Source organism: Reyranella sp. (genome assembly GCF_052439685.1).
GTDB lineage: Bacteria > Pseudomonadota > Alphaproteobacteria > Reyranellales > Reyranellaceae > Reyranella.
This window is the reverse complement of record NZ_JBQVQG010000040.1, coordinates 1-19622: the sequence shown is the minus strand read 5'-3', so window position 1 is coordinate 19622 and position 19622 is coordinate 1. Positions and strand designations below refer to the sequence as shown.

At 66.6% G+C, this 19622-nt stretch carries 23 protein-coding genes; 17 read left to right on the top strand and 6 right to left on the bottom strand.

What is annotated here, in order from left to right; genetic code table 11:
* The first annotated feature begins 74 nt into the window (after positions 1 to 74).
* Positions 75 to 989, top strand: coding sequence for an AEC family transporter (locus ACT6UX_RS28155; RefSeq protein WP_444778474.1), 915 nt, complete (start codon positions 75 to 77; stop codon positions 987 to 989).
* A 4-nt stretch (positions 990 to 993) separates the two neighbouring features.
* Here ACT6UX_RS28155 and ACT6UX_RS28150 read toward each other — a convergent pair whose 3' ends face one another.
* Positions 994 to 1440: a MarR family winged helix-turn-helix transcriptional regulator gene (locus ACT6UX_RS28150; RefSeq protein WP_444778473.1), complete on the bottom strand. Its 447-nt coding sequence runs from the start codon at positions 1438 to 1440 to the stop codon at positions 994 to 996.
* A gap of 58 nt (positions 1441 to 1498) precedes the next feature.
* Between ACT6UX_RS28150 and ACT6UX_RS28145 the strand changes: the two genes are divergently transcribed.
* Both ACT6UX_RS28145 and ACT6UX_RS28140 read left to right on the top strand, forming a co-directional pair.
* Complete coding sequence (locus tag ACT6UX_RS28145) at positions 1499 to 2206, top strand: DUF1428 domain-containing protein (protein WP_444778472.1); 708 nt, start codon at positions 1499 to 1501, stop codon at positions 2204 to 2206.
* A gap of 10 nt (positions 2207 to 2216) precedes the next feature.
* The gene (locus tag ACT6UX_RS28140; RefSeq protein WP_444778471.1) at positions 2217 to 2699 is read left to right on the top strand and encodes a VOC family protein; all 483 of its coding nucleotides are present in this window, start codon (positions 2217 to 2219) and stop codon (positions 2697 to 2699) included.
* A gap of 139 nt (positions 2700 to 2838) precedes the next feature.
* Here the strand turns inward: ACT6UX_RS28140 and ACT6UX_RS28135 are convergent, their stop codons facing one another.
* Genes ACT6UX_RS28135 through nudB form a run of 3 tightly spaced genes read right to left on the bottom strand, consistent with a single transcriptional unit; the run spans position 2839 to position 5060 of the window.
* The gene (locus ACT6UX_RS28135) at positions 2839 to 3156 is read right to left on the bottom strand and encodes a monooxygenase (protein ID WP_444778470.1); all 318 of its coding nucleotides are present in this window, start codon (positions 3154 to 3156) and stop codon (positions 2839 to 2841) included.
* A gap of 11 nt (positions 3157 to 3167) precedes the next feature.
* On the bottom strand, positions 3168 to 4565 hold the full coding sequence (locus tag ACT6UX_RS28130) for an MFS transporter (RefSeq protein ID WP_444778469.1): 1398 nt from the start codon (positions 4563 to 4565) through the stop codon (positions 3168 to 3170).
* 57 nt (positions 4566 to 4622) lie between these two features.
* Positions 4623 to 5060, bottom strand: coding sequence for a dihydroneopterin triphosphate diphosphatase (gene nudB, locus ACT6UX_RS28125; protein WP_444778468.1), 438 nt, complete (start codon positions 5058 to 5060; stop codon positions 4623 to 4625).
* Between the two features lie 44 nt (positions 5061 to 5104).
* Here nudB and dapD point away from each other — a divergent pair, with 44 nt between their 5' ends.
* Positions 5105 to 5944 carry a 2,3,4,5-tetrahydropyridine-2,6-dicarboxylate N-succinyltransferase gene (gene dapD / locus ACT6UX_RS28120; protein WP_444778467.1) on the top strand — a complete coding sequence of 280 codons (840 nt, stop codon included), beginning with the start codon at positions 5105 to 5107 and terminating at the stop codon, positions 5942 to 5944.
* Positions 5945 to 5996: 52 nt separating this feature from the next.
* Positions 5997 to 6941, top strand: coding sequence for a TauD/TfdA family dioxygenase (locus ACT6UX_RS28115; protein ID WP_444778466.1), 945 nt, complete (start codon positions 5997 to 5999; stop codon positions 6939 to 6941).
* Positions 6942 to 6950: 9 nt separating this feature from the next.
* On the opposite strand, the gene ACT6UX_RS28110 is transcribed toward ACT6UX_RS28115, so the two are convergent.
* Together ACT6UX_RS28110 and ACT6UX_RS28105 are read right to left on the bottom strand one after the other, a co-directional pair.
* Entirely contained in the window at positions 6951 to 7418 is a 468-nt protein-coding gene (locus tag ACT6UX_RS28110; RefSeq protein ID WP_444778465.1) for a nuclear transport factor 2 family protein, read from the bottom strand.
* Positions 7419 to 7450: 32 nt separating this feature from the next.
* Positions 7451 to 8005 (bottom strand): RNA 2'-phosphotransferase, encoded by a 555-nt coding sequence (locus ACT6UX_RS28105; RefSeq protein ID WP_444778464.1) that lies wholly within the window; start codon positions 8003 to 8005, stop codon positions 7451 to 7453.
* Between the two features lie 75 nt (positions 8006 to 8080).
* On the opposite strand from ACT6UX_RS28105, the gene ACT6UX_RS28100 reads away from it, so the two are divergent.
* The 12 genes from ACT6UX_RS28100 (at position 8081) to ACT6UX_RS28045 (ending at position 19318) form a co-directional block, all read left to right on the top strand.
* Positions 8081 to 8635, top strand: a complete 555-nt coding sequence (locus ACT6UX_RS28100; RefSeq protein ID WP_444778463.1) for a LemA family protein — start codon at positions 8081 to 8083, stop codon at positions 8633 to 8635.
* Positions 8636 to 8648: 13 nt separating this feature from the next.
* The gene (locus ACT6UX_RS28095) at positions 8649 to 9596 is read left to right on the top strand and encodes a M48 family metallopeptidase (protein ID WP_444778462.1); all 948 of its coding nucleotides are present in this window, start codon (positions 8649 to 8651) and stop codon (positions 9594 to 9596) included.
* Positions 9589 to 10506, top strand: coding sequence for a glycerophosphodiester phosphodiesterase (locus tag ACT6UX_RS28090; protein WP_444778461.1), 918 nt, complete (start codon positions 9589 to 9591; stop codon positions 10504 to 10506). The genes ACT6UX_RS28095 and ACT6UX_RS28090 overlap by 8 nt, the downstream gene beginning before the upstream one ends.
* A gap of 39 nt (positions 10507 to 10545) precedes the next feature.
* Complete coding sequence (locus ACT6UX_RS28085; protein WP_325692621.1) at positions 10546 to 11217, top strand: GntR family transcriptional regulator; 672 nt, start codon at positions 10546 to 10548, stop codon at positions 11215 to 11217.
* Between the two features lie 49 nt (positions 11218 to 11266).
* Positions 11267 to 12067 (top strand): phytanoyl-CoA dioxygenase family protein, encoded by an 801-nt coding sequence (locus tag ACT6UX_RS28080; RefSeq protein ID WP_325692619.1) that lies wholly within the window; start codon positions 11267 to 11269, stop codon positions 12065 to 12067.
* Between the two features lie 22 nt (positions 12068 to 12089).
* Positions 12090 to 13454, top strand: coding sequence for an NAD(P)H-dependent oxidoreductase (locus ACT6UX_RS28075; protein WP_444778460.1), 1365 nt, complete (start codon positions 12090 to 12092; stop codon positions 13452 to 13454).
* Positions 13455 to 13788: 334 nt separating this feature from the next.
* Complete coding sequence (locus ACT6UX_RS28070; protein WP_444778459.1) at positions 13789 to 14595, top strand: DeoR/GlpR family DNA-binding transcription regulator; 807 nt, start codon at positions 13789 to 13791, stop codon at positions 14593 to 14595.
* Between the two features lie 4 nt (positions 14596 to 14599).
* Positions 14600 to 15610, top strand: coding sequence for an extracellular solute-binding protein (locus ACT6UX_RS28065; RefSeq protein WP_444778458.1), 1011 nt, complete (start codon positions 14600 to 14602; stop codon positions 15608 to 15610).
* Positions 15611 to 15819: 209 nt separating this feature from the next.
* On the top strand, positions 15820 to 16638 hold the full coding sequence (locus ACT6UX_RS28060; RefSeq protein ID WP_444778457.1) for an ABC transporter permease: 819 nt from the start codon (positions 15820 to 15822) through the stop codon (positions 16636 to 16638).
* A 1-nt stretch (position 16639) separates the two neighbouring features.
* The gene (locus ACT6UX_RS28055) at positions 16640 to 17446 is read left to right on the top strand and encodes an ABC transporter permease (RefSeq protein ID WP_444778456.1); all 807 of its coding nucleotides are present in this window, start codon (positions 16640 to 16642) and stop codon (positions 17444 to 17446) included.
* Positions 17443 to 18489 (top strand): ABC transporter ATP-binding protein, encoded by a 1047-nt coding sequence (locus ACT6UX_RS28050; RefSeq protein ID WP_444778455.1) that lies wholly within the window; start codon positions 17443 to 17445, stop codon positions 18487 to 18489. Before ACT6UX_RS28055 ends, ACT6UX_RS28050 begins: the two co-directional genes overlap by 4 nt.
* Before the next feature lie 10 nt (positions 18490 to 18499).
* Positions 18500 to 19318, top strand: coding sequence for a phosphodiesterase (locus ACT6UX_RS28045; RefSeq protein WP_444778454.1), 819 nt, complete (start codon positions 18500 to 18502; stop codon positions 19316 to 19318).
* Positions 19319 to 19622 lie beyond the last annotated feature (304 nt).

The following is a 19622-nucleotide window of genomic DNA, read 5'->3' as shown; positions in this document are numbered from 1 at the left end:
CATCGATCGATTGAGTATTCAGAATTTCTGCTGGGGGTCGGCCGGGGCGTACACAGGTCGCCATGAGCGCCGACGTGATCCTAGCCCTCCTGCCCATCGTCCTGCTGATCGTGCTGGGCATGGGGCTGCGGCGCCTCGGTTTTCTCACCGAGGGATTCTGGCCGCAGGCGGAACGGCTCAGCTACTACGTGCTGGTGCCGTGCCTGTTCTTCCATAGCCTCGCCACCGCCAAACTCGACGCGCTGCCGGCGCGCGAACTCGTCACGACCCTGATCCTCTCGATCCTCGCCGTGGCCGGGCTGCTCGTCGCCCTGCGGCCGGCACTCCGGGTCGACGGGCCCACGTTCACCTCGATCTTTCAGGGCGGCATCCGCTTCAACAACTATGTCGGCGTAACCTTGGCCGCCGGTCTGTTCGGCGCGCAAGGGCTTGCACTGGCGGCCCTGTGCAGCGCCGCCATCGTGCCTACCGTCAACATTCTCTGCGTGCTGGTCTTCGCCCGCCATGGCGCCGCGCGGCTGAGCGGCCGCGGCATCGCCCGGCAACTGGTGACCAACCCGCTCGTGCTCGGCTCCTTTGCGGGCATCGGCTTTCAACTGCTCGGGCTCTCTCTTCCGGCCGGCATAGAGCCGGCGTTGCGGGCGCTCGGCGCAGCGTCGCTGCCGCTCGGCCTGCTCTGCGTCGGCGCGGCCCTCGAATTCGGATCGGTACGGGGCTGGATGGCGCCGGTCGCCGCCTCCTCGGCGATCAAGTTCCTCGCCATGCCAGTGGTGACGGTCCTGGTCGCCTCGCTCATGGGACTGACGGGACCGGCGCTCGTCACGGCGCTTCTCTTCCAGGCCCTGCCGACGGCCTCCTCGGCCTACATCATGGCGCGCCAGCTCGGTGGCGACGCGCCGCTGATGGCCGGCATCACGGCGATGCAGACGCTCTTCGCGCTGATCGCCCTGCCAATCGCGGCCGCAGGCATCGGCGCGCTGGCCGCCTGACGCGTCAGGCGAGCGCCCGCAGGCCGCGGCGCAAGGTGCGGCCGTCGGCGGCGGGCAGCAGCCGGTCGATCTCGCCGTGCACGTCGACCCAGATCGGCATCGCTGACTGCAAGACCCTGCGGCCGGCGGGCGTCAGGATGAGCCGCCGCACCCGACGGTCGGCAGGATCGATGGTGATCTCGACGAAGCCGCGCTGCTCCAGCGGTTTCAGGTTGGCGGTGAGCGTGGTGCGATCCATCACCAGGAGCGCAGCGATCGAGCCCATCGCGGGCGGCTCAGGCTGATTGAGCGAGGTAAGGAGCGAGAACTGACCGCTGGTGAGACCAAGCGGTGACAAGGCCTCGTCGAAGCGACGCGCCAGTGCGCGTGCGGCGCGTTGGGCGGCGAAACACAGGCAGTGATCGTAGACGTGCAGCGTCGTCTCGAACGAGGCGTTCAGCTTCTTTGACATGACCTATTTACGTTGATATCAACTCATCCCGTCGAAATCAACCGAAAGGACGATTGTCATGACCTACGTTCAGGGATTCGTGTTGCCGGTACCGGCCGACAAGAAGGAGGCCTATCGCAAGGCCGCCGCCGACTTCTCGCCGATTGCCAAGGAATTCGGCGCCACCCGCCAGGTCGAGGCCTGGGGCGACGATGTGCCCGACGGCAAGCTCACCGACTTCAAGGGTGCCGTGAAGGCCAAGGCCGATGAGATCGTCGTCTTCTCGTGGATCGAGTTTCCCAGCAAGGAAGTCGCCGAGACGGCCCATCAGAAGATCATGGTCGATCCGCGCATGAAGGACATGGACATGCCCTTCGACGGCCAGCGCATGATCGTCGCCGGCTTCATGCCGATCCTCGACGAGCGCAACACAGGCAAGACCGGCTATGTCGACGGTTTCCTCGCCGCAGTGCCGGCCGCCAACAAGCAGGCCTATCTCGACATGGCAAAGAAGGCCGCCGCGGTGTTCAAGGATTACGGCGCGGTGCGCGTCGTCGAGACCTGGGGCGACAACGTGCCCGACGGCAAGGTCACCGACTACATGGGCGCCGTGAAGGCCACCGCCGACGAGAAGATCGTCTATTCGTGGGTCGAATGGCCGTCCAAGCAGGTCCGCGACGAGGGCTGGAAGAAGATGATGGAAGACCAGCGCATGAAGGATCAGCAGATGCCGTTCGACGGCAAGCGCATGATCTATGGCGGCTTCGCCCCCATCCTCGACGTCTGAGGGGATCGCAATGACCGTCGCGAAGAACACGATCTGCCTCTGGTTCGACAAGGACGCGGAGGACGCGGCACGCTTCTACGCCGCGACCTTTCCCGACAGCGAGGTGACGGCCGTCCATCGCGCGCCCAGCGACTATCCGTCGGGCAAGAAGGGCGACGTGCTGACCGTGCAGTTCACGGTCTGCGGCATTCCCTGCATCGGCCTCAACGGCGGGCCGGTGTTCAAGCAGACCGAAGCCTTCTCGTTCCAGATCGCCACCGACGACCAGGCGGAGACCGACCGCTACTGGAACGCCATCGTCGGCAACGGCGGCCAGGAGAGCGCCTGCGGCTGGTGCAAGGACCGATGGGGCCTGTCGTGGCAGATCACGCCGCGCGTGCTGACCGAGGCGATGGCGGCCGGCGGCGACGAAGCGAAGCGCGCCTTCGAAGCCATGATGGACATGAAGAAGATCGACGTCGCCCGGATCGAGGCGGCGAGAATAGGCAAGTAAGGCCTGGCTTCGAACATTGTCCTCGTCCTGAGGAGCGCTCCGCAGGAGCGCGTCTCGAAGGGCGGGCACGAGCACCACGTGTGTTGCCCATCCTTCGAGATGCCGTGCTTCGCACGGCTCCTCAGGATGAGGTGGGTTACTACGCCGCGTCGGCGGTGATCGTGTCGCTGTCGTTGTCGACCACGACGGCGGTCTCGAAATAGCGGATGTCGGGCGGGGCGCCGTAGCGCTCGGCGATATAGGCCTGCCATTGCGGCGTATAGACCGCCTCGGCCTCGGCGCGGCTCTTCCATAGATAGACGCCGCCGCCGATCCGCTTCTCGGCGTCGAACAGGTAGTATTTGCGGATCAGGCCCTTCATGCCGCGATATTTCGGCGCCGAGCCCTTGAACAGTTCGGCAGCCTTCTTCGCATCGATGTCGGCCGGCAGCTTGAAGTTCACGATGGCGGTGATCATGGGATCCTCCTTCACACGGGGGCGGCGCGCTCCTCGCGCACCTTCCAGAGCAGGATGAAGCCTACCACCAGAAAGAACAGAACGCAGGCCATGCCGATGCGGGTGGACTGCGTCGCCGCCGTGACGGTCGCGATGGCGAACGGCGCCATCCAGGCCGTGGCGCGCCCCGACAGCGCGAACAGGCCATAGAATTCGCCAGTCATGCCCGGCGGGGCGATGCGGCCCACCATCGTGCGGCTGGCCGCCTGCATCGGCCCCATGCAGAAGCCGAGGATGAGCGCGAAGCCCATCAGCACCTTCTCCTGCAGCGAGCCGAACAGGCCGCGGGTCGGGCTGATCGGATCGGCCGGCACGATATAGAAGACGTGCGTGGCCGTGACGCCGACGATGCCCAGGGTCGCCACGATCACGCCGACGATGGCGATCTGCACCGTCCGCTTGCTGCCGATCCAGTCGTCGAGCCGGCCGCCGAGAAACGCGCCGGGGATCGCAAACACGGTCAGGATGATGCCGAAGATACCGAGCGTCACCGTGCTCCAGCCGAAGGTCGCGGCGGCATAGACACCGCCGAAGGCAATGATCGCCGCGAGCCCGTCATTGTAGAGCATGAAGGAAATGAGATAACGCAGCGCGTTGCCGTAGCGCGGGAGGCGCTTCAGCGTCGACAGGAGCGAGCGCCCGCCTTCCCGCGCCGCGACGAGCAGGGGCTGGCGCCGCGCACCGGCGGAATCCGGCGTGAACAGGAACATCGGCAGGACGAATAGCGCGATCCACAAAGCCGAGGCGGGACCGACCAGGCGCTCGAGTTCGTGGCTGGCGGGATCGAGACCGAACAGCGGCCGGTCGTTCGAGGCGGCCAGGCCGAACAGCGCCGGCATCGATACGGCGAGCACGATGAGCAGCGAGACCAGACCGCCGCAATAGCCCAGCCCCCAGCCGAAGCCGCTCAGCCGGCCCATGCGCTCGGGCCTTACGATGTTGGGCAGCTGGGCATTGTTGAACACGATCGACATCTCGGCGCCGACCGTGGCGAGGATGACCGCCCAACTGATCGGCAGGATGAGATCCGGCCGGTTGGGATAGGCGAACCACAGGCCGCCGCAGCCCGCGACCAGCACGAGCTGGAACGCGAGGATGAAGGGCTTGCGACGGCCGCCGGCATCGGCCATGGCGCCGAGGAACGGGCTCATCAAGGCGATCAGCACCCCGGAGGCCGATTGCGTGAAGCCCCACGCCGCCTGGCCCTTCACCGGATCGCCCACCAGCACGTTGGCGAAGTAGGGCGCGAAGATGAAGGTGGTGATGATGGTGAAGAAGGGCTGGTTGGCCCAGTCGAACAGCGCCCAGCTGAACTGGCCGAGCGTCGAGGCTTCACGGACGGGCGGCGCGGCCGCTTGAGAATCTGTCATGCCGGGTCACTATGCCCGAGAGCAGGCACTCTTCATAAGCCCCTGAGCAAGGGACCTTTACGCTTTCAGCCGCCGCTGAAGCTGCCAGATCGCGTCGCGGTTGGTCGGCGAGAAGACCTTCGCCATGGCCTCCTGCCAGGGGAGCCAGAGCTGGGCGACATGCTCGGTCGGGTCGAGGGTCGCCACGGTCAGTTCGGGGACCTGGAAGCTGAAGACATGCTCGACATTGTGGGTCACGTCCGGCGCATAGCGGGCCTGCCATTGCGCCCAGATCTCGTAGCGGTTGGTCTGACGCCAGTCGGTGAGCCTGCCGACGACGAGGCCGGTTTCCTCCTGCAGCTCACGGCGCGCCGTTGCCTCGAGGTCCGGGTCGTCGGGTTCGCGCGAGCCGGTCACGGATTGCCAGAGGCCGGTGCCGGTGCGTTCCAGCAGCAGGACGTCCAAACGCGGCGTGTGGACCACGACCAGCACCGATTCTGGGAGCTTGAAGGCCATCGCGGGCAGCATATAAGGTCCCGCGGCAGATTTCCGAGGGAACAATGAGCAAGCAGCTACAGGCCACCATCGACGCGGCATGGGAAGCACGGGACGGCGTCAACAGCGCCACCAAGGGCGAAGTGCGTGACGCCGTCGAAGCGGCGATCGCCGGCCTCGACGACGGCACCTATCGCACCGCCGAGAAGTTCGGCGACGAATGGGTCGTGAACCAGTGGCTGAAGAAGGCCGTGCTGCTCTCGTTCCGCCTCTACGATTCGGTCCCGATGGACGGTGGCGCCTCGTTCCCCGGCCTCGGCGCCGCGCCCTGGTTCGACAAGGTGCCGCTCAAGACCACGGGCTGGGACGCCGCCCGCTTCGCCAAGGCGAACTATCGCTCGGTCCCCGGTTCGATCGTGCGACGCGGCTCCTACATCGCCCCGTCGGTCGTGCTGATGCCGTCCTTCGTCAACCTCGGCGCCTATGTCGACACCGGTACCATGGTCGACACCTGGGCGACGGTCGGCTCGTGCGCCCAGATCGGCAAGAACTGCCACCTCTCGGGCGGCGTCGGCATCGGCGGCGTGCTCGAGCCGCTGCAGGCCAACCCGGTCATCATCGAGGACAACTGCTTCATCGGCGCCCGCTCCGAGGTCGTCGAGGGCGTGATCGTCGGCACCGGCGCGGTGCTCTCGATGGGCGTGTTCATCAGCGCCACCACCAAGGTGGTCGATCGCGCCACCGGCCAGATCCACATCGGCAAGGTGCCGCCCTACTCGGTGGTGGTGCCCGGCAACATCGGCGGCGGCCCGGACCGTCCGTCGACCTACTGCGCCGTGATCGTGAAGACCGTCGACGAGCGCACCCGCTCGAAGACCTCGATCAACGACCTGCTGCGCGACTAGAGCGACCGTGCCCGCCGCCGCCGGTCTTTCCGTGCCGTTGCCTCGCGAGGCAATGCCCGATCGGCTGCTGTGGCGAGGCGACACGCTGGCACCCGAGACCGGGCGGATCGCGCTGCCCGGCGACGTCGAGCGCGAACTCGATCGGCTCGTGACCGCGCTCGATCGCGATCCCCTGCCTCTACTGCTGTTGCGGCCGGAGGACTTCGCGCTCGACGCGTCCCGCGCCTTCATGCGCGACGTCAAACGCAGCCTCGATGGCGGACCGGGCTTTGCCATCATCGACCGCCTGCCGGTCGAGCGCTGGTCGCGGGACGGCCTGCGCGCCGTCTGGTGGCTGCTTGCCTCGCTGGTCGCGCGGCCGGTGGCGCAAAAATGGGACGGCACCTCGATCTACGAGGTCACTGACCTCGGCAAGCCGCCGGGTAACGGCGTTCGGCCCGACGTCACCAATGCTGAACAGAACTTCCATACCGACAACAGCTACAATCTCGTGCCGCCGCACTATGTCGGCCTGCTGTGTGTGCGCACCGCCATGGAAGGCGGCGTGAGCGGCATCGTCAGCTTCGCCACCGCGCATGAGGAGATGCGTCGGCAGCATCCCGACCTCCTGCCGCGGCTCTACCAGCCCTTTTACTTCGACCGCCAGCGCGAGCACGCGCCGGGCGACATCATGACGACGCACCATCCGATGCTGGAATCCGAGGACGACCGCCTGATCGCCCGGCTGTCGCGCTTCCAGGTGACGAACGGCCACGCCCTGGCCGGCGTCGCCCTCGACGCCGAAGGTGCGGCCGCCCTGGAAGCCTTCGAAGCGATCCTGAACGCGCCGGGCATGGCGGCGCGATTCGCCTTTCAACCCGGCCAGATGCAGCTCATCGACAATCGCGCGCTCGGCCACAAGCGCACCGGGTTCCGCGACTGGCCGGAGGCAGAGCGCAAGCGCCTCCTGATCCGCCTGTGGCTACGCGACCGCGGCAGCCGCGCCTACAACGGCTGAAGCCTCTCGTCAGCCCAGATGGCGCTTCCACTCCGGTTGCGCCCTGAGGTGCGCGCCTTCCTTGGCGAGGATCTTCGAGGTGCGCTCGGGCGCGAAGCCCAGTTCGACGAAGGCCGGCCCGACATTGGCCACCTCGCGATAGTCGAGGATCAGGCCGTCGCGGAGCTGCATCATCGAGCAACCTTCGAAGCCGACGCGCTTGCCCTCGGCGCCGGGCAGCTTCGAGACGTAGCTGAACGTGTAGTAGGCGTAGAGCATCCTGCCGTCGCTGACCGGCCGGTGCATGTCCCAGCGAAACGCGTGGGCGGTGCGATGGAACCAGTCGTCGATCATCTCGGCGATCCGCTCGCGCCCGACGAAGTCGCCATAGAACACGTCGTGGTAGACGGCATCCTCGGTGAACAGGCTCGCGAACGCCTTGCCGTCGCGGCGCTCCACGGCCGAGCAGAAGGCCTTTAGAAGCTCTTGTGTGCTCACGCATTCCTCCAAACAAGTTTGTTGGAGCGACACTAGCCCATCTTGCTCAGGAATGCCGGTGGGATGGCATCGGCCAACCACACGCGGCCATCGACCTGATAGAAGCGATGACCCTGCGCGTGGGCATCGAGCGCTCTGACGCCCAGCAGGACGGGCGTTGTGCTCTTGCGCGAGCCGACCTCGCGAGCGCCCGTCAGGTCGACGGAAAGATGCACATGAGTGCGCTTCATCGGACGCAGCCCGTCTCGCGCAATGGCTTCTGCCGCCTCAGGTGATGTGCCGTGATAGAGCATGGGTGGCGGCGCGATCGCCGTCCGCTCGATCGCGGCCTCGACGGAATGGCCATAGGAGGCGCGAATGCGCCCGCCCGAAATCTCGTGACGCTTCTTCTCGAATGCGCTTCCGATGGCCTCGAGGTCGGCCGGCGTCACGTCACGCCATCGCGCATTCGAGGCCCGTACAGCCGCAATGAAATCGTCGAGGTCGACCCAGCCGTCGCCGTTCAGCTTCAGCCCATAGGCGGCCGGCTCATGTCGCAGGGCGTGCGACACGAGCTTGCTCAGGTCGCGAAGGTCCTTCTTTTCCATGGGGAACCATAATGCGAGGTCTGGCCTGCGCCGTCTTCGTGTAATGTAACGACGCGCCCTAACGGAGACTGTCGAATGAGCACATGGATCTTCCTCGGCATCGTCGTCGCCATCGGCCTGTGGCTGATCGCCGTCTATAACGGCCTCGTCGGCGGCCGCAACCAGGCGCAGACCGCGTGGAGCCAGATCGACGTGCAGCTCAAGCGCCGGCACGATCTCATTCCCAACCTGGTGCAGGTGGTGAAGGACGCCATGGGCTACGAGCAGGAGACGCTCACCAAGGTGATCCAGGCGCGCAACAACGCGGTCGCGGCGAGCGGCAACGCGGCGCAGTCCGGGCCGGCCGAAGCGGCGCTCAGCCAGGCGACGCATGGCCTGTTCGCCCTGATGGAGAACTACCCGCAGCTCAAGGCCAACGACAATGTCATGCAGCTCCAAGAGGAGCTCACGACCACCGAGAACAAGATCGCCTTCGCACGCCAGTTCTACAACGACTCGGTGAACACCTATAACACCCGCCGCCAGAGCTTCCCGGCCGTTCTGGCCGCGGCGTCGCTGGGCTTCGGCCCGATGGACTTGTTCAACATGCCGGAGTCCGAGCGCGAAGTGCCGAAGGTCGCGTTGCGCTGAGAGGACGAGGCGCATGAGCGCCACCACCGACTTCGTCGCCGCCCAGAACCAGAACCGCCGCAACACGATGGTGCTGCTGGCGGTCCTCACGCTGCTGGCGGGCGGGATCGGCTATCTGGTCGGCGCGCTGCTGGAGGGCGAGTCCTCGGGCTCGCTGCCGGCCGTGAGCCAAGTCGGCATCGCGGCCGCCGGCCTGATGGCTGCGATCAGCGTCGGCTGGAGCGCGATCTCGCTGGCGGTGGGCGACAAGATGGTGCTGTCCATGGCCGGCGCCAAGGTGATCGAGAAGCAGGACGCGCCGCAGCTCTACAACGTGGTCGAGGAAATCTCGATCGCCGCGGGCGTGCCGATGCCCCGGGTCATGGTGCTGGAGACCGACGCGCTGAACGCCTTCGCTACCGGCAACAGGATCGGCAGCGGCACCATCGCGGTCACGCGCGGGTTGCTCAATTCACTGAACCGCGACGAGCTGCAGGGCGTGGTGGCGCACGAGATGGCGCATCTGCGCAACCTCGACACGCGCTACATGGTCGTCGTCGGTGTCACCGTCGGCCTGATCGCGCTGGTCTGCGACATGGCGCTGCGCACGATGAACCTGGGCCGGATGCGCAGCGACGATCGCAAGGGCAGCTCGGGCGGCGGCATCCTGATCATCGTGCTGCTGGTGGTCGCGATCCTGGCGCCGCTGGCGGCCAAGGCGGTGCAGATGGCGGTCTCGCGGCAGCGCGAATATCTCGCCGATGCGACCTCCGTGCAGTTCACGCGCAATCCCAATGGTCTCATCTCCGCGCTGGGCAAGCTCGCGGAGAAGGCAGCCCCCTTTCCCGGAGTGAGTCGTGCCACGCAACATCTCTTCATCGTCAATCCGATCAGCCAGTTCACCTCCAAGACGCCGGCGCTTCTCGCCACGCATCCCGATATCGAGGATCGCATCGCTCGCCTGCGCAATCTGGGTGGCTAGCACCGGGCTCGCGGCGGCGTTCGACCTGCAGGGCCATCGCGGCGCGCGCGGGCTGGCGCCCGAGAACACGCTGGCCGCTTTCAAGCTGGCGCAGGATCTCGGCGTCACGACCCTCGAGACCGATCTCGCGGTGACGCGCGATGGTGTCGTCGTCATCAGCCATGACCCCTATCTCAATCCCGACCTGGTGCGTGGGCCGGACGGCCAGTGGCTCGCCGCGGCGGGCCCCGCCATCCGCACGCTGAGCCTGGACGAGCTGAAGCGCTACGACATCGGCCGCATCAACCCGGCCAGCAAGTACGCCCAGCAGTTCCCGGAGCAGAAGCCGGTCGACGGCCAGCGCTTCCCGACCCTGACCGAGTTCTTCGCGCAGGCCGCACCCGGAGTCCGGTTCAACATCGAGATCAAGACCGATCCGGGCAAACCCGACCTCACGCTCGATCCGGCCGCTTTCGCGAAACTGGCGGTCGAGGGCATCCGCAAGGACAAGGCCGAGGCCCGCAGCACCCTGCAGTCGTTCGACTGGCGCGGCCTGATCGAGGCCCGGAAGCTGGCGCCCGAGATCGCCACCGGCTGTCTCAGCATCGAGAGCAACAATTTCGATACGGTGCAGCGCAGCGGCGGCCGGCCTTGGCCCTGGCTGGGCGGGCTCGACCTCGCCGCCCATGGCGGCTCCGTACCTCGGCTCGCCAAGGCGGCCGGCTGTGCGATCTGGTCGCCGTTCTGGCGCAACGTCACGGCGGACAACGTGAAGGAAGCGCACGGGCTCGGCCTCAAGGTCGTGCCCTGGACCGTGAATGTCCCGGCCGAGATGGGGCGGCTGATCGAGCTCGGGGTGGACGGGCTGATCACCGACTATCCCGATCGCGGGGCCCAGATTCTCAGCTCCAAAGGCCTGAAAGCCCGCTAGGCGGTTGACTCGGGCCGCGTCTGTGTTCTGTATACAGACATGCGCCCCATCCTTCCCGAGCCCGATCTTTCCGAGCGAATTCACGATTCGGTCCTCGAAGCGATCTGCTCCGGGGAGCTGAAATCCGGAGCCCGCATCACCCAGGAGGAGATCGCCCAGCAGTTCGGCGTGTCGCGCCAGCCGGTGCTGCAGGCCATGATGCTGCTGCGCCGCGAGGGCTTCCTGATCGATGCCGGCCGCAAGGGCGTCTGCGTCGCCCCGCTCGACGTCCAGCAGGCGCGCAATCTCTACGTCGTCCGCGCCGCCCTCGACGGCGCCGCCGCCCGGCTCGCCGCCAGCAACTACACGCCGCACCTCGTGCAGCGCGGCCGCGCCCTGCTCGATGTCGGCCGCCGCGCGGTGGCGAGCGGTTACGTGCCGTCGGTCATCGAGGCCGACATCGATTTCCATCTCTTCGTCTATGAAGCCTCGGGCAATCCCGTGATCGGCGAGACCGCCCAGCCGCACTGGCAGCATCTGCGCCGGGTGATGGCCGCGGCCTTGAGCGAAGAGGATCTGCGGATCAGTGTGTGGGACGAGCATGAGGGCATCCTGCGCGCGCTCGAGGCCGGGCAGGCAGCCGAGGCCGAAGCGCTGTGCCGCGGCCATGCCGAACAGATGGCTGACATCCTGACGAAACGATTGAAGATCGTGATTTCCCGCGCCGCGTAAAGACGGCGCTTTCTACAAAGCAAAACGACAAGGCAAAGGAGGAACCGCCATGAAGCTCACCTCTGAGCAGCTGAAGCAATTCGACGAAGAGGGCTATCTCTTCTTCCCCGACTATTTCTCGCCGGAAGAGACCCAGATCCTGAAGAACTCGGTGCCCGAGGTCTTCGCCCAGCGCCGGCCCGAGAACGTGCGCGAAAAGAGCGGCGACGTGGTGCGCACCGCCTTCGCCGTCCACACCTATCATCCGGTGTTCGAGGCGCTGGTCCATCATCCGCGCTTCGTCGAGCCGGCCGAGCAGCTCCTGAAGGACAAGACCTACATCCACCAGTTCAAGATCAACGGGAAGGCCGCCTTCGACGGCGACGTCTGGCAGTGGCACCAGGATTACGGCACCTGGAAAGCCGACGACGCCATGCCCGAGCCGCGCGCCATGAACCTCGCGGTGTTCATCGACGAGGTGAACGAGTTCAACGGCCCGCTCTGGTTCATCCCGAAGAGCCACAAGAAGGGTGCGATCGAGGCCAGCCACGATCTCACCACCACGTCGTATCCGCTGTGGGTGATCGACAACGACACCATCGCCAAGCTGGTCGACCAGGGCGGCATCGTCGCGCCCAAGGGCGGCCCGGGCTCGGCGATCTTCTTCCACGGCACGCTGGTCCATGGCAGCGGCCCCAACATGTCGCCGTGGGATCGCCAGATCATCTACGTGACCTACAACTCGGTCAGCAACGCGATCCGCCAGTTCAAGCGGCCCGAGTACATCGCGCATCGCGACTTCACACCGGTCGACGCCTGGGAAGACGATGCGGTGATCCGCGCCGTCAACCGCAAGGTCGCGGCAGAATAATCAAGAAACGCCGGAGGAAACCATGAGTCTCCATCGCATGCTTCTGGCGCGCGCCGCCGAAGCCAATCCGCTGCGCATCGGCGTGATCGGCGCCGGCAAGTTCGGCTCGATGTACCTGTCGCAGATCCCGACCACGCCGGGCATCCATCTGCTGGGCATCGCCGACCTCTCGCCCGACCGCGCGCGCGAGAACCTGGCGCGGTTGGGCTGGAAGCCCGACGTGACGTCCGCAACTTCCTTCGAGGACGCGCGCAAGCACGGCAGCACGCATCTCACCGACGACTGGCGCGCGCTGGTCAGCCATCCCGAGATCGACATCATCGTCGAATCGACCGGCGACCCGATCGCCGCCGTCGAGCACGCCCTCGAAGCCTTCAGGCACGGCAAGAGCGTCGTGATGGTGACCGTGGAGGCCGATGCTTTCTGCGGCCCGCTGCTCGCCAGGCGCGCCGCCGCCGCGGGCGTGATCTACTCCCTGGCCTATGGCGACCAGCCGGCACTGATCTGCGAGCTGGTCGACTGGGCCCGCACCTCGGGCTTCGAGGTGACGGCGGCCGGCCGCGGCCACAAGTGGCTGCCGCACTTCGCGCAGTCGACGCCCGAGACCGTGTGGAAATACTGGGGCCTCAACGAGGAACAGGCGAAGCGCGGCGGCCTGAACCCCAAGATGTTCAACTCCTTCCTCGACGGCTCCAAGCCCGCCATCGAGAGCACCGCAGTGGCCAACGCCACTGGCCTCACGCCAGCGCCGGACGGCCTCGCCTTCCCGCCGTGCTCGGTCGAAGACCTGCCCTTCGTGATGCGGCCGATTTCCGAAGGCGGCCAGCTCCATCACAAGGGCCAGGTCGAAGTCGCCTCGTCGCTGGAGAAGGACGGGCGCGCCATCCCCTACGAGATCCGCAAGGGCGTGTGGGTCGTGTTCGAAGCGGCCACCGAGTACCAGAAGAACTGCTTCGAGGAATACATGCTGCAGACCGATCCGAGCGGTCGCTACTCGGTCATGTACAAGCGCTGGCACCTGATCGGCCTCGAGGTCGGCATGTCGGTCGCCTCGATCGGCCTGCGCAAGGAGCCGACCGGCACGCCGATCGGCTTCCACGCCGATGTCATCGCCACCGCCAAGCGCGACCTCAAGCCGGGCGAGATGCTGGACGGCGAGGGCGGCTACACGGTCTACGGCAAGCTGTTCCCGTCGGAAAAGTCGACCGGCCTCGGCAGCCTGCCGCTCGGCCTCGCCCACAACGTCAAGCTGCTCAAGCCGATCAAGGCCGGCCAGTCGCTGACCTATGCCGACGTGGTGATGGACGAGTCGCTCACCGCCGTGAAGCTCCGCCGCGAGATGGAACGCGACTTCGCCCCGGCGGCCTCGAAGATCGCGGCTCAGTAGGCGCGACCCTCGTTTCGCGCCGCGCCGCGCATAAGAAAGTGAAAGGTCCCTCGCTTCGCTCGGGATGACAGTTTTGTCGGGATTTGCGCACTGCGCCGATCACACAAACGGCGTCATCCCGAACGGGGTGAGGGACCTTTTTGTCTTCCTGATTGGGGTGCGACATCCGTTTCGGTTGTTTCGTTTATTATGCCGAGCTCCGCTCGGCCGTCCGCTCACTTGACGTCTCCGAATGTTCATATGAAAGTAATATGAACGAAAACAACGATCTGCAGAGTTCATTCGAACCATGCAGCAGATCGAACGGGACAGGAAACGGGCTCAGGAACCGGGAATGCAGGCGGAAGAACGCGCCCGCGCCATCGTCGAACGCGTCCGCGGGGACGGGTTCCAGGCGATCGAGGCGCTGGCCCTCCAGTTCGGCGTCACGCCGCAGACGATCCGGCGCGACGTCAACCTGCTGTGCGACCGCGGCCTGCTGCGGCGGCGCCATGGCGGCGTCGAGCTGCCGCCCGAGGGCGAGAACCTCGCCTATCCCGCGCGGCAGGTCCTGAACATCGACGCCAAGCGCCGCATCGCCCGGCTGGTGGCCCGCGAGGTGCCGGACGGCGCCTCGCTGTTCTTCGGCATCGGCACGACGCCCGAGCAATGCGCGCTGGCGCTGGCCGACCATGCCGGGCTGCGGGTCATGACCAACAATCTCAACGTCGCCCTGGCGCTGAGCCGCAGCGCCTCCTGCGAGATCACGGTGGCCGGCGGCCGCCTGCGCAGCCTCGACCGCGACGTGGTGGCGGGCGAGGCGCACGGCTTCTTCGGCCGCTTCGCCGCCGACATCGGCATCTACGGCGTCGGCGGCGTGGCCGAGGACGGCACCCTGCTCGACTTCAGCACCGACGAGGTGACGATGCGCAGCGCGCTCGCCGCCCATTGCCGCCAGCGCTTCCTGGTGCTCGATCATTCCAAGTTCGGCCGCGGCGGCACGGTGCGCGGCGGCCACATCACCGAGGCGAGCGCCGTATTCACCGACCGTCCGGTGCCGGAGCCCATCGCACGTCACTTGAGCGAGGCCGGCGTCCGGCTGGTGTCGTGGCCGGACGAGGGCGCGACCATCGATACGACACGTCAAACAAGGAGGGGTTGATCTCATGTTGAAGCATCTCGCGGTCGCGGCCGCGCTCGGCATCGCCGCCGTGGCAAACATCTCCGGGGCCGCCGCCCAGCAGCGCGCCGTCTGCTACAACTGCCCGCCGGAATGGGCCGACTGGGGCTCGCAGCTCAAGGCCATCCAGGCCAAGCTCGGCATCCAGGTGCCGCCGGACAACAAGAACTCGGGTCAGGCGATCGCCGCGTTGATCGCGGAGAAGGCCAATCCCGTGGCCGACGTCACCTATCTCGGCGGCATCGCGGCCGACCCGGCCAAGGATGCCGGCGTGCTGACGCCCTACAAGCCGAAGAACTGGGAGAAGATCCCGGCCGACCTCAAGGATCCCGACGGCAACTGGTTCACGATCCACTCCGGCACGCTCGGCCTGTTCGTGAACAAGGCGGCACTGGGCAACAAGCCGGTGCCGCAGAGCTGGGCCGACCTGCTGAAGCCCGAATACAAGGGCATGGTCGGCTATCTCGATCCGACCTCGGCGGCCGTCGGCCAGCTCGGCGTCATGGCGATCAACCTGGCGCTCGGCGGCACCTACGACAATCTCGATCCGGCCATCAAGTTCTTCAAGGAGCTGGCCAAGAACCAGCCGATCGTGCCGAAGCAGACATCGTATGCCCGCGTGATCTCGGGCGAGATTCCGATCCTGCTCGACTACGATTTCAACGCCTATCGCGGCCAGTACACCGACAAGGCGCCGGTGCAGTTCGTGATCCCGAAGGAAGGCACGCTGGTGTTCCCCTACGTGATGGCGCTGGTGAACAAGGGCCCGAACGCCGAGAACGGCAAGAAGGTGCTCGACTTCGTCCTGTCCGACGAGAGCCAGGCGATGTGGGGCAATGCCTACCTGCGCCCGGTCTTCGCCGACCGGCTCTCGCCCGAAGCCAAGGCCAAGTTCCTGCCCGACGCGGAATATGCCCGCGCCAAGGCGGTGGACCTGAAGAACCTCGCCAAGGCGCAGCCGCAGATCGTCGAGCGCTACCGCAAGGAAGTGAACTGATCTGAAACACAGCGGGGTGACGAGTCCGTCGCCCCGCTGCACTCACTTACGACCTCACCCTGAGGAGCGCTCCGCAGGAGCGCGTCTCGATCGCGCGGGGTAACCCCCGCGCTTTGGTGGGCACGAGCACCTCGCCTGTTGCCCATCCTTCGAGACGGCGCTTCGCGCCTCCTCAGGATGAGGGATGTGCCAAGAGGAACTACGAGCAAATGCGGCACGAAACCCGCCGACTGATCCTTCTGCTGCTGCCGGCCGGCATCGTCTTCGCGGCCTTCTTCCTGCTGCCGATGGCGCGGCTGTTCTTCATCGGTGGCAGCGGCAAGACCGGCTGGGCGGCCTATGCCGCCATCCTCACCGACCAGCTCTATCTCGACAGCCTGCTCTCGACCCTGGCCGTGGCGGCCGCGACCACGGCGGCGACGCTGGTGATCAGCGGCATCTCGGGCGTGTTCCTGCAGCGTCACAAGTTTCCCGGCAACGCGCTGCTGGTGTCGATGCTGACCTTTCCTCTCGCCTTCCCCGGCGTCGTCATCGGCTTCATGGTGATCATGCTGGCCGGCCGCCAGGGGCTGATCGGCCAGGTCACGCAGGCGCTGACCGGCGAGAAGCTGGTCTTCGCCTATACGATCGCCGGCCTTTTCATGGGCTATGTCTACTTCTCCATCCCGCGCACCATCCTCACGGTAATGGCCGCCGCCGAGAAGCTTGACCCCAAGCTCGAGGAGGCGGCGCGCTCGCTCGGCGCGTCGCCGTGGCGCGTGCTGCTCGACGTCATCATCCCGGGGCTGAAGCCCGCCTTCATCTCGGCCGGCGCGATCTGCTTTGCCACCGCGGTCGGTGCGTTCGGCACCGCCTTTACCCTGGCCGCCAAGATCAATGTGCTGCCGATGGTGATCTACACCGAGTTCACTTTGTCGGCGAACATCGCCATGGCGGCGGCACTGAGCTTCGTGCTGGGCATCGTCACCTGGCTGGTGCTGGCGCTGGCGCGCACGGCCGCCGGTTCCAGCGTCGCGGCGGCCGGCTGACATGAAGCGCCGCGGCCTCTTCTATCTCCAGCTCGGCTTCACCCTGCTGGTCTGCGCCTTCCTGGTGGTGCCGGTGATCCTCTCGATCATGGCCGGTCTCACCGTCAATTACTTCGTCGGCATCGAGAGCGGCCTCACGCTGCGCTGGGTCATCGAAGTCTGGAACGGCTATCGCGACACGATCTTCCTCTCGATCGGCCTGTCGCTGGCCTGTCTCGCCGTCACCCTGGTCATCGGGGTGCCTGCCGCCTACGTGCTGGCCAAGCGGCAGAACGCGCTGACCCGCGCGCTGGAGGAGATGCTGGTCCTGCCGGTGGCGGTGCCGGGGCTCGCCACGGCGCTGGCGCTGATCGTCACCTACGGCAGCCTGTCGGGCTTCCGCACCTCGTGGGCCTTCATCCTGGTCGGCCACGTGCTCTTCACCCTGCCCTTCATGGTGCGCAGCGTACTGGCGGTGCTGAGCGCCATCGACCTCAAGACGCTCGAAGAAGGCGCGGCCTCGCTGGGCGCCGGCTTCTGGCCGCGCTTCCGCGACATCGTGCTGCCGAACTGCCGGCAGGGCATCCTGGCCGGCTCGCTGATGGTCGTGACGCTCTCCATGGGCGAGTTCAACATGACCTGGCTGCTGCATACGCCCTTCACCAAGACGCTGCCGGTGGGCCTCGCCGATGCCTATGCCTCGCTGCGGCTGGAAGTCGGCAGCGCCTACACTCTCGTCTTCTTCCTGATGATCATGCCACTGCTGCTGGCGCTGCAGGCTTTCGCCAAGCCGCGCCCGGCGAAGTTCGTGGCAGAGGATGCCGAATGACCGACACCGCCAAACCCGTCTCCATTTCCCTCGCGAACTGCGCCAAGACCTTCGCCGACGGCACCCGCGCGCTGGAGCCGCTCGACCTCGCGATCGACGCCGGTGAGACGGTCGTCTTTCTCGGCCCCTCGGGCTGCGGCAAGACCACGACCTTGCGCATCATCGCCGGACTCGAAGAGCCCGATGCCGGCGGCCAGGTGCTGTTCGACGGCACCGACGTCACGCACCTGCCGATCGAGCAGCGCAATGTCGGCATGGTGTTCCAGTCCTATGCGCTGTTTCCCAACATGACCGTGGCCGGCAACGTCGGCTACGGCCTGCGCATCCGCAAGGTGCCCGAGGCGCAGGTCAAGGCGCGCGTCTCCGAGATGCTGGCGATGATGCAGATCACGCGTCTGGCCGACCGGCAGATCGACCAGCTCTCGGGCGGTCAGCGCCAGCGCGTGGCATTGGCGCGCGCCATCGCGGTCCGACCGCGTGCGCTGCTGCTCGACGAGCCGTTGACGGCGCTGGACGCCAAGCTGCGCGATACGCTGCGCCTGGAGATCGATTCGCTGCTGCGGTCGCTTGGCATCACCGCGATCTACGTGACGCACGACCAGGCCGAAGCGATGGCGCTGGGCGACCGCATCGTCGTCATGGAGCATGGCCGCGTCGCCCAGATCGGCAAGCCGCGCGACATCTATCAGCGTCCCGCCACGCGCTTCGTCGCCGATTTCATCGGCACGATGAATCGGCTCACGGGGTCGGTGAGCAGCGGCACGTTCACCTGCAAGGCAGGCGGCATCGCCTGGCCCGAGGCACCTGCCACCGCGACCGAGATCCTGTTCCGGCCCGAGGACATCCGCGTCGTCGAGAGCGGCGAGGCGACCGGGCTCAAAGGGACGGTCGCCGCCGCCTTCTTCCTCGGCGATCGCACGCGCTTGTTCGTGGACGTGGGCGAGGCGCAGCCGCTGGTGATCGAGAGCACCGCGCGGCGCGACTTCAGCCATGGCGACCCGGTCGGGCTCGCCATCGACCCGCGCGGCCTGCTGGTCCTGTGAGGAGCCCGCCATGCTGATTGCACAGATCACCGACACCCATATCAAGCTGCCCGGCAAGCTCGCCTACAGGAAGGTCGACACCGCCAGCATGCTGCGGCGTTGCGTGCAGGAGCTGCTGGCGCTCAGCCCGCAGCCCGACATCGTCCTGCTGACCGGAGACCTGGTCGATCTCGGACGACCCGAAGAATACGAGCACTTGAAGTCGATCCTGGCGCCGATCCGGCAGCGCATCATCGCCATCCCCGGCAATCACGACGAGCGCGAGGCGATGCGCGAGGCCTTCCGCGACGAAGGCTACCTGCCGGCGGCGGGAAAGTTCCTGCAGTTCGCGATCGACGACTATCCGCTGCGCCTCATCGGCCTCGACACGCTGATCCCGGGGCAGGGCGGCGGCGAACTCTGCCGCGAGCGGCTCGACTGGCTCGACCGTACGCTGGTCGACAGACCCGACGTGCCCACTCTGGTGATGATGCACCATCCGCCCTTCGTCACCGGCATCGGCCACATGGACAAGATCGGCCTTTCAGGCCGCGAGGCCTTCGCCGGGATCGTGGCGCGTCACAGTCAGGTCGAACTGATCCTGTGCGGCCATCTCCATCGCACGATCCACGCCCAGGTCGGCGGCCGTCCCGCGCTGACCTGCCCCAGCCCGGCGCACCAGGTCGCGCTCGACATCCATCCCGATGCCCCCAGCCGCTTCCGCATGGAGCCGCCGGGATTCATGCTGCACTGGTGGAACGACGGCCAGCTGGTGAGCCACGCCGCCGTCATTGGCGACTATGACGGGCCGTATCCGTTCTTCGACGCCGACGGCAAGCTGATCGATTGAGCGGCAGAATAGTTCCGTCGTCTCGACCGGAGCCTCGCGAAGCGAGGCGTAGTGGAGAAACCTTGTCTCGACGATTAGCCGGCTATTGGTCGAGACAAGGTCTCTCCACTCCGCACCTTCGGTGCTCCGGTCGAGACGACGGGATTTTTAGAGCGTTTCCGGACGAGATAGAATCGCGCCGAGCATCCCAACACCGACCTCACCCTGAGGAGCGCTCCGCAGGAGCGCGTCTCGAAGGGTGGGAACGCGCACCTTGCCTGTGGCCCATCCTTCGAGACGCGCCGCTTCTCGGCGCTCCTCAGGA